9 protein-coding genes, 1 tRNA gene and 1 pseudogene are annotated in these 9203 nt (G+C 72.8%); 6 read left to right on the forward strand and 5 right to left on the reverse strand.

The window, feature by feature from the left end; genetic code table 11:
• From IEZ12_RS39425 to IEZ12_RS31360, 5 genes and pseudogenes are all read left to right on the forward strand, one after another.
• A pseudogene (locus IEZ12_RS39425) lies at positions 1–241 on the forward strand (helicase); the annotation flags it as partial.
• Between the two features lie 140 nt (positions 242–381).
• On the forward strand, positions 382–789 hold the full coding sequence (locus IEZ12_RS31345; protein ID WP_229848375.1) for a DUF8844 domain-containing protein: 408 nt from the start codon (positions 382–384) through the stop codon (positions 787–789).
• A gap of 117 nt (positions 790–906) precedes the next feature.
• Positions 907–1452: a bifunctional DNA primase/polymerase gene (locus IEZ12_RS31350; protein WP_043914071.1), complete on the forward strand. Its 546-nt coding sequence runs from the start codon at positions 907–909 to the stop codon at positions 1450–1452.
• 87 nt (positions 1453–1539) lie between these two features.
• Positions 1540–1613, forward strand: a tRNA-Lys gene (locus tag IEZ12_RS31355).
• Positions 1614–1726: 113 nt separating this feature from the next.
• Entirely contained in the window at positions 1727–1978 is a 252-nt protein-coding gene (locus tag IEZ12_RS31360) for a hypothetical protein (RefSeq protein WP_189276885.1), read from the forward strand.
• A gap of 2 nt (positions 1979–1980) precedes the next feature.
• Here the strand turns inward: IEZ12_RS31360 and IEZ12_RS31365 are convergent, their stop codons facing one another.
• The 3 genes from IEZ12_RS31365 to IEZ12_RS31375 are packed head-to-tail and all read right to left on the reverse strand — an operon-like array spanning position 1981 to position 4828.
• Complete coding sequence (locus IEZ12_RS31365) at positions 1981–2598, reverse strand: LutC/YkgG family protein (RefSeq protein WP_189276887.1); 618 nt, start codon at positions 2596–2598, stop codon at positions 1981–1983.
• On the reverse strand, positions 2595–4043 hold the full coding sequence (locus tag IEZ12_RS31370; protein WP_189276889.1) for a LutB/LldF family L-lactate oxidation iron-sulfur protein: 1449 nt from the start codon (positions 4041–4043) through the stop codon (positions 2595–2597). The genes IEZ12_RS31365 and IEZ12_RS31370 overlap by 4 nt, the downstream gene beginning before the upstream one ends.
• Positions 4040–4828 carry a (Fe-S)-binding protein gene (locus IEZ12_RS31375; RefSeq protein ID WP_189276891.1) on the reverse strand — a complete coding sequence of 263 codons (789 nt, stop codon included), beginning with the start codon at positions 4826–4828 and terminating at the stop codon, positions 4040–4042. The genes IEZ12_RS31370 and IEZ12_RS31375 overlap by 4 nt, the downstream gene beginning before the upstream one ends.
• A gap of 58 nt (positions 4829–4886) precedes the next feature.
• Here IEZ12_RS31375 and IEZ12_RS31380 point away from each other — a divergent pair, with 58 nt between their 5' ends.
• Positions 4887–5537, forward strand: coding sequence for a GntR family transcriptional regulator (locus IEZ12_RS31380; protein WP_229848377.1), 651 nt, complete (start codon positions 4887–4889; stop codon positions 5535–5537).
• Between the two features lie 58 nt (positions 5538–5595).
• Here the strand turns inward: IEZ12_RS31380 and pgi are convergent, their stop codons facing one another.
• Complete coding sequence (gene pgi / locus IEZ12_RS31385) at positions 5596–7260, reverse strand: glucose-6-phosphate isomerase (RefSeq protein ID WP_189276895.1); 1665 nt, start codon at positions 7258–7260, stop codon at positions 5596–5598.
• A gap of 183 nt (positions 7261–7443) precedes the next feature.
• Complete coding sequence (locus IEZ12_RS31390) at positions 7444–9024, reverse strand: Na+/H+ antiporter (protein WP_100588673.1); 1581 nt, start codon at positions 9022–9024, stop codon at positions 7444–7446.
• Positions 9025–9203: the final 179 nt, after the last annotated feature.

Here is a 9203-nt window from a genome sequence, read left to right on the forward strand (position 1 = left end):
GCTGTCGGGCCGCCCGGACGCGACGGCGTTCCACCTGGAGACGGGCCGGCTGTGCGTGCTGGCGTCGCGGCACCGGCACGCGTGCATCGTGGTGGCCCGGGCGGGCATCGCGGAGCTGTTGGACGAGCATCCGTCGACGGAGCCGGTGCAGCTGGGGGTGGCGGTGAAGTTCCCGGACGGCTGGGAGGCTAACCACGCGGTGCTGGCGCGTCTGTCGGAGCACCGGGTGCGCCTGTCCTGATGCGCCCCGGCGCGAGGTGGACGGCGTGCGCCGGTGGTGGGGAATAGCAAACCGGGGGCGCACCGTTCCGCTACCTGCGGTCCGCGCGCGACAATGGACGACGGCCGTCTTCCCGTTCACCACCCCGGAGGTGCCCCGCCATGCCCGACTCGCACCCGCAGACGTCCGACCAGAGCGGTACGCCGGTTCCGGCTGCCGTACCGGCCGTGCCGGGGCTTGGCGATCGGGGGCGTCGGATCCGCCCGGCCCAGTTGATCTTCGAGCCGGAGGGCAGGGAGCCCGAGCCGGAGCGCTTCTTCGACCTGGAGTCGATCGCCGATCCGGCCGAACTGCTCTCCCGCTCCACCGAGTTGACGCTGGCGTTCCGCGCCGCGGCGGAGCGCGCCACGGATTTCCAGGCGATCGCCGCGGCCCAGCTCGCCGACCCGCGCCGCTTCGACGCGCTCTCCGCGGAGCAGATCGCCGAGCGCGCCGAGTGGACGCCCGACTACGCGCTGAAGATGGTCGAGTACGGCCGCAGCCTGCAGCGCCGCACCCCGCAGGACTGACTTCCCCGCCAGGCCACTGGCATATGCGGCGGGCGATAGTACGCCCTCGCCGCCGCCGATGTCCGGTGAACGCGGTTTTCGCCGCGATCCCGGGCGTGTCCGGTCCACGCTGGGCGGGTGGACATCTGGACCTATCAGGCCGTCGAGTACGTCAGCGTCGCCGGAGAGGCGTGGCTGGCCTCCGCCAGCGAGTACCCGAGCAGCATGCGCGCACTGTGGGAGGCCCGCCCGTGGGCGCCGGCCGTCCTGCCGTGCGGCCGGGTCTTCGACGTGATCAGCATGCCCTCGGTGTTCGGCCGCCGGGTGCTCGACGAGCTGTGGGCGTCCGGCCCGGGCTGCGGCCCGGTGGCCGCCTTCCGCGGCCGCACCCTGCTGTTCGCGCAGCCGGGCGCCGCGGCCCGGCTGCGCACCCTGCTGGCCTGGGAGGAGTGGGCCCGGGACGTCCCGCCGCTGCTCTGCCACGGCATCGGCGACGCGGTGACCGTCCCCCCGGTCCAGCGCGCGGCGGACTCCACCGACACCGCCGGCGGACGCTGGATCGTCGCCCCCGACACCCGCGAGCCCTGGCTGCCGGGCGCTCCCGTCCTCCTCTGGGCCTGCGTCCGCGCCGCCCGTGCCCGCACCCCGCGCGAGGCGGGCGACCTGCTGCCGAACACCCGCTGAACCCCGGGTGCCCGGGACGCGGCGCTCCGGCCGGAAACGGATTTGGGCTCCGGCCCCGGCCGCTGCTAAAGTCTTCCACGTCAGCAAGCGCCGCTAGCTCAGTTGGTTAGAGCAGCTGACTCTTAATCAGCGGGTCCGGGGTTCGAGTCCCTGGCGGCGCACAGACGGTCGAAGGCCCCTCGCGAAAGCGAGGGGCCTTCGGCGTTCCCGGCCACGGGCGGCCCGGGTCCGTCGCTCGGCCGGGTGCGCGTAAAGGGCTGCTAATGTCCCGGTCATGGCGTCCGACGACCTGCACTCCGACTGGGCCGCCTGGCTCGACGCCGAGCTCGCCGAGGCCGAGGCGGCGGCGTTGCGCGCCCATCGGCGCGAGGGGCTGCAGCGGCGGCTGCGACAGGTGTCCGTGTGGACGGGGGCTGTGACGCTGGTGGCCGGCCTGGGGTTCGGGCTGGTGTACACGGCGCAGCACGGTCCGGCGCCGCGTCCGGCGGGGCCGACGATCTCCGCGGCGCCGACCCCCGAGGGCTGATCTCAGGGCAGCAGGACCACCGCCAGTCGGCGCGGTCCGTGGACGCCCTTGACCCGGATCATCTCGATGTCGGCGGTGGCGGACGGCCCGCTGATGAAGGTGAGCGGGCGCCCGGGGTCGAGGACGGCGAGCGCGCCGGGCAGCGCGGAGTGCACCTGGGACGCGCGGACCACGCAGACGTGCAGGTCGGGCAGCAGGGTGGCGGCGCGCCGGCCCTGTCCGGGTCCGCCGTCGAGGATCAGGGTCCCGGATTCGGCGACGGCGGCGGTGCAGGCCGTCAGGACGGCGTCGGCGGCGTCGAGTCGGGCGGTCTCCAGCAGCGGCCGGTCGACGAGCACCTCGCCGCTCCAGTCGGCGGTCCACTCGTCGGGCAGCCCGACGGGCGCCACCACGCTGCGTGCGCCGTCGAGGGCCTGCGCCACGGCGGCAGCGGCGGTGTCGGCCCGCAGCACGGTGGCCCCGTACTCGGTCAGCCGTTCGGCGAACAGGGCGAGCACGGTCGGGCGGTCGGTCTCGTCGAGGCCGGGGGCGTGCCGCAGGTAGTGCCGGGGCGGAGCCACCGCGGGCGGGACGGCGGCGGCGCGGATCCGGCGGAGGATCTCGGTGCGGGCGTCGGTCACTTGGCGTCTCCTTCGGTCCGCTTCCACCAGGTGCGGAAGGACTCCCGGGGGATGGCGGGGACGGTGCGGCTGTCGGTCCAGCCGCCGAGCGGGCCGGGCAGTCGGATCTTCCGGGGCAGCAGCAGCGGGCCGACCAGTCCGATGCTCTTCACGGCGGCCTTCCAGGCGGCCTGGTGTTCCATCACTCCGCCGACGGCGCCGAGTGCGGCACGTTCGACGGGGTGCTTCCCGCCGTCGGCGACCTGGGCGCGCAGGTCGAGCAGCACGTCGGTGAAGCGGATCCGCACCGGGCAGACCTCGTTGCAGGCGCCGCACAGGGTGGAGGCGTACGGCAGGGACGCGGTCTGCGGGTCGTCGAGGCCCTTGAGCAGCGGGTTGAGGATCGCGCCGATCGGTCCGGGGTAGACGGAGCCGTAGGCGTGGCCGCCGGTGCGCTCGTACACGGGGCAGATGTTCATGCAGGCGCCGCAGCGGATGCAGCGCAGCGCCTGCCGGCCGGTCGGGTCGGCGAGGGCGCGGGTGCGGCCGTTGTCGACCAGGACCAGGTGGAAGGTCTGCGGGCCGTCGCCGTCGGCCCCCTTCGATGGTCCCAGCCCGGTCCAGGTGCTGGTGTAGGGGGCCATCCGTTCGCCGGTGGCGTTGCGGGCGAGCAGTTGCAGGAAGACCTCCAGGTCCTGCCAGCTCGGGACGGTCTTCTCGATGCCGACGACGGAGATCAGGGTGTCGGCGAGGGTGAGGCACATCCGGCCGTTGCCCTCGGATTCGACGACCACCAGGGTGCCGGTCTCGGCGACCAGGAAGTTGGCGCCGGAGACGGCGACCTTCGCGCCGAGGAACTTCTCCCGCAGGTGCAGCCGGGCCGCTTCGGCGAGTTCGGCGGGCTCGTCGGTGAGCCCTTCGGGCGCGGGGCGGCCGTGCCGGCCCATCTCGCGCACGAAGATGTCGCGGATCTCGGTGCGGTTGCGGTGCAGCGCGGGCACCACCACGTGCGAGGGCAGGTCGTCGCCGAGCTGGACGATGGTAGCGGCGAGGTCGGTCTCCCGGGCGTTGATCCCGGCGGCTTCGAGGGCGGCGTCGAGGCCGATCTCCTCGGTGAGCATCGACTTGACCTTGACGATCTCGCGTTCGCCGGTGGCCCGGACCAGGTCGGTGACAATCCGGTTGGCCTCGGCGGCGTCCCGCGCCCAGTGCACGGTGCCGCCGGCGGCGGTGACCTTCTCCTCGACCTGGAGCAGGTGGCTCTCCAGGTTCGCCAGCACCTGGTCCTTGATTCCGGCGGCGGCGTCCCGCAGCGCCTCCCAGTCGGGGCGTTCGGCGGCCAGCACCGCCCGCTTGCCGCGGATGGTGTGGGTGGCGCGGCGCACGTTCTCCCGCAGCTGCCGGTTGCCGACCTCGCGTTCGGCGGCCTCCGGGAACGCGGGCCAGCCCAGGAACGACCTCGTCATCGTGCACCCTCCACCACGGGGAGGCCGGGCATCGGCCCGTCCTGTTCGGTCCGGGCGAGGATCTCCACCAGGTGCAGGGTGCGCACCGGGTGGCCGTCCCGGTTCAGCCGGCCGCCGATGTTCATCAGGCAGGAGTTGTCGACGGCGGCCAGCACGGACACCCCGGTCTCCAGCACGTGCCGGGCCTTGTCGCCGTTCATCGCGCCGGAGACCGCCGGGTTCTTCACCGAGAAGGTGCCGCCGAAGCCGCAGCACTCGTCCTGCGCGGGCAGCTCCACGAAGTCGATGCCGCTGACGGCGCGCAGCAGCCGGTAGGGCCGCTCCCCCAGCCGGGTGGCGCGCAGGCTGTGGCAGGTCGGGTGGTAGGTGACCCGGTGCGGGAAGTACGCGCCGACCTCCACGACGCCCAGCCGGTCGGTCAGGTACTCCGTCAACTCGACTACGCGGGGCGCGAGTTCGGCGACCTCCCGGGCCAGCCCGGGGTCGCCGACCGCCGCCTGCGGGTACGCCTCGGCGGGCATGCCGGCGCAGGACGCCGAGGGCACCACGATCCGGTCGTAGCCGCCGAAGGTGTCCACGAAGTGCCGGGCCAGCTTGGCGGTCTCCTTGCGGTAGCCGGTGTTGAAGTGCATCTGCCCGCAGCAGCTCTGGGCCGGCGGGAAGTCCACCTCGACGCCGAGGCGGCGCAGCAGGGTGACGGTGGCGCGACCGGTGCCGGGGAACAGGGTGTCGTTCAGGCAGGTCACGAACAGGGCGGTGCGTGGGCCGGGGTCGTTCGGAGGCATGCCAGCATCATAGATGCAAGCATGGATGCAAGAAGGGATCGCGTGGCAGAATGGCGGAGTGACCGACGCGCAGACCGACCCGACCGCCGCGACCGCCGCCGATCCGCAGTCCACCGCGGAGCGGGCCTACCAGCACGTCCGCACCCGGCTGCTCGACGGCTCCTGGCCGGGCGGCACGCTGCTCTCCGAGGGCGTGGTCGCGATCGAGCTGGGCCTGTCCCGCACCCCGGTCCGGGAGGCGTTCCTGCGCCTGCAGTCGGAGGGCTTCCTGCGCCTGTACCCCAAGCGCGGCGCGCAGGTCGTCCCGATCGCCCCGGGCGAGGCCCGGAACGTGCTGGCCGCCCGGGTGCTGTTCGAGCGCGCCGCCGTCGACACCCTGGCCGAGCGCGGCCCGGCCGCGCTGACGGCCGCCGCCGCCGAGCTGCGCGCCGCCTGCGAGCACCGCGACCCGCACCCGGTCGAGGCCGGCCGGCACTTCCACCTGACCCTGCTGCGGGCGGCCGGCAACCCCGTCCTGACCTCCCTGTACGAGACCCTGTGGGACCGTCAGATACGCATCTCGGCCGCCGCCACCGCGACCAGCGAGCACGCCGCCGAGGACCACGCCGAGCACCTGGCGCTCGCCGACGCCCTCGCCGTCCCCGACCCGGAGCTGGCCCGCGCCCTCATCTCGGCGCACGCGGACTCCCTGCTGGCGCGCGTCGGCTGACGCCGCGTACGACGAGGGCCCCGGGGATCGCCCCGGGGCCCTCGTCGTACGGATCGGACTACTTGCGGCCGCGCAGCTCGCGGTAGCGGCCGACCAGGGAGGCGGTGGAGGCGTCCAGCGCCTCGCCGCCCTCACCGGTCAGCAGCACCGGCTCGATCTTCTTGGCCAGCACCTTGCCGAGCTCCACGCCCCACTGGTCGAAGGAGTCGATGTTCCAGACGGCGCCCTGGACGAACACCTTGTGCTCGTAGAGGGCGATCAGCTGGCCGAGCACGTGCGGGGTGAGCTCGTCGGCCAGGATGGTGGTGGTCGGGTGGTTCCCGCGGAAGGTCTTGTGCGGGACCAGCTCGGCGGGCACGCCCTCGGCCGCGACCTCCTCGGCGGTCTTGCCGAACGCCAGCGCCTGGGTCTGCGCGAAGAAGTTGGCCATCAGCAGGTCGTGCTGGGCGACCAGGCCGGCCTGCAGGTCGTCGACCGGGCGGGCGAAGCCCAGGAAGTCGGCCGGGATGACCTTCGTGCCCTGGTGCAGCAGCTGGTAGTAGGCGTGCTGCCCGTTGGTGCCGGGGGTGCCCCACACCACGGGACCGGTCTGCCAGTCGACGGGGCGGCCCTCGCGGTCCACCGACTTGCCGTTGGACTCCATGTCGAGCTGCTGCAGGTACGCGGTGAACTTCGACAGGTAGTGCGAGTACGGCAGCACCGCGTGCGCCTGGGCGTCGAAGAACGCGCCGTACCAGACCCCGAGCAGGCCCAGCAGCAGCGGGGCGTTCTGCTCCGCGGGCGCGGTGCGGAAGTGCTCGTCGACCAGCCGGAAGCCGGCCAGCATCTCCTGGAAGCGCTCCGAGCCGATCGCGATCATCAGCGACAGGCCGATCGCCGAGTCGTACGAGTAGCGGCCGCCCACCCAGTCCCAGAACTCGAACATGTTGGCGGTGTCGATGCCGAAGTCGGCGACGCCCTGGGCGTTGGTGGACAGCGCCACGAAGTGCTTGGCGACGGCCTCCTCGCCCGCGCCGAGCTGCTCCAGCAGCCAACTGCGGGCGGCGACGGCGTTGGTGACGGTCTCGATGGTGGTGAAGGTCTTCGAGGCGACGATGAACAGCGTCTCGGCGGCGTCCAGGTCGCGCACCGCCTCGTGCAGGTCGGCGCCGTCCACGTTGGAGACGAAACGGACCGTCAGGTCGCGGTCGGTGTAGGAGCGCAGCACCTCGTAGGCCATCGCCGGGCCGAGGTCGGAGCCGCCGATGCCGATGTTGACGACGTTGCGGATCCGCTTGCCGGTGTGGCCGGTCCAGACGCCGGAGCGCACCCGCTCGGAGAAGTCGGCCATCTTGTCCAGCACGGCGTGCACGGCCGGGACGACGTTCTCCCCGTCGACCTCGACGACCGCCCCGCGCGGGGCGCGCAGCGCGGTGTGCAGGACGGCGCGGTCCTCGGTGGTGTTGATCTTCTCGCCGCGGAACATCGCGTCGCGCAGCTCGGCGACGCCGGTGGCGGCGGCCAACTGGCGCAGCAGGTCCAGGGTGCGGTCGGTGACCAGGTGCTTCGAGTAGTCGATGAAGAGGTCGCCGACCTGGAGGGTGTAGCGGCTGCCCCGGTCGGGGTCGGCGGCGAACAGCTCGCGCAGGTGCTGGTCGCCGAGCTCGGCCCGGTGCTTGCCCAGCGCGGCCCACTGCGGAGTGCGGTCCAGCGGGGTCCGGCCGTTGGCGGGGGTGTCCGACATCGGTTGCTCCTTGCGTCATGCGGGTGCCGATACCGGCAGGTCCGGCGGGAGGGGTGCGCTGGGGCCGGCCGGTACGGTGCGTCTGCCTCATCCGTCGTCAGCCTTGCCCGCCCCAACCCTATTCCCTGCGGAGCACGCCGCAGGGACATCCGCGGGCCTGCGCACCGGGCGGTCGACGGACCGTCACTTCCTGGCCGACTGGAGGTCGAGCGTCCGCAGCACGTGGTCCGCGATCTCGGGGTCGGCGCCGGCCTCGCCGCGGGCGATCAGCACCTCGCGGCGGGACGCGGCGATCATCTCCTGCTCGACCGTGAACGCCTGCCGCCACTTCTTGCCGCGGCGCTTCGCCTCCAGCGCCTCCTCCTCCTCGTACCGGTCCGGGCAGAGCCGGGCCAGCCGGTCGTGCTGGCGCTCGCGCAGCCGCTCGGTGATCTCCGGCGGCAGCTGGTCCTGCTCCTCCAGCTCGGTCAGCCGGTGCAGCCCGGCCTTGGCGGCCCGCCACCACAGGTCCCGGACGGCCTGCTCGTGCGCGTCGTGGTCGCTGTCGAGGCCGAGCAGCTTCACCACGTAGGGCAGCGTCAGGCCCTGCACCACCAGGGTGAACAGGACGACGCTGAACGCGATGAAGATGATCTCGCTGCGGGCCGGGAACTCCAGCCCGTTGTGCAGGGACAGCGGAATGGCGAGGGCCAGCGCGACGGTGGCGACGCCGCGCATCCCGGACCACCACAGCACCACGGTCTCCCGCCAGCTGATCGGGGTGTCCTCGTCGCCGTGGCTGAGCCGCTTGGACAGCCACGCGGCGGGCAGCAGCCACAGCAGCCGGACCAGGACCACCACGGCGATCACGATCGCGGTGTCGCCGAGCATGGTGTGCCAGGTGTCCTTGACGTCCCGCAGGACGGTGGACAGCTCCAGGCCGATCAGGCCGAACGCGACGCCGGTGATCAGCGTCTCGACGATCTCCCAGAACGCGTTGCCGACCAGCCGGAACGACACGTCGTCGGCGTCGGACGCCCGGTCGGCCAGGTACAGCGCACAGACCACCACGGCGAGCACGCCGGAGCCGTGCGCCTCCTCGGCCAGGGTGTACGCGGCGAACGGCACCAGCAGGTTCAGCGCCACCTGCTGCGTCGGGTCCTGCAGCCGGCCCGCCAGCTTGGCGTTGGCCCAGCCCAGTCCGACGCCGACCAGCACCGCGACCACCGCCGACAGCAGGAACCGCAGCAGCGCGTGCCCGACCGACAGGTCGCCGTCGACCACCGCCTCGATCGCCAGCGAGTACACGACGATCGCAGTGACGTCGTTGAACAGGCCCTCGCTCTCCAGCACCGAGACCAGCCGGCGCGGCAACCCGACCTCGCCCGCCACCGCGACGGCCGCCACCGGGTCGGGCGGCGAGACCAGCGCGCCCAGCGCGACCGCCGCCGCGAGCGGCGCGGCCGGCACCAGCCAGGAGAAGACACCCGCGACGGCCGTGGTCGTGACGATCACCAGCGCGACGGCCAGCAGCAGGATCGACCGGACGTTGGCCTTGAAGTACCGCACCGAGGAACGCCGCGCCACCGCGAAGATCAGCGGCGGCAGCACCAGCGGCAGGATGAACTCCGGGTCGATCTCCACGTTGGGAATCTGCGGCACCACGGCGAACACCAGACCCACCATGGTCATCAGCACCGGTTGCGGGATTCTGCTCTTCCGCGCCAGCGGCATCGTCACCACGGAGGCGAGCAGCACCAGGAAGAGCAGGGTCAGCTGGCCCACGACGGTTCCTCTCGCAGAAAGCGGACGGCCGCGTTCAGCATACGTTCCTGCCCCAACCGGACCGATTGTGTGTTTCCGGCGCTGACCAGGTAATGTTCTCTCCGTCAGCAAGCGCCGCTAGCTCAGTTGGTTAGAGCAGCTGACTCTTAATCAGCGGGTCCGGGGTTCGAGTCCCTGGC

This window comes from Kitasatospora griseola, assembly GCF_014648555.1.
Classification (GTDB): Bacteria; Actinomycetota; Actinomycetes; order Streptomycetales; family Streptomycetaceae; genus Kitasatospora; species Kitasatospora griseola.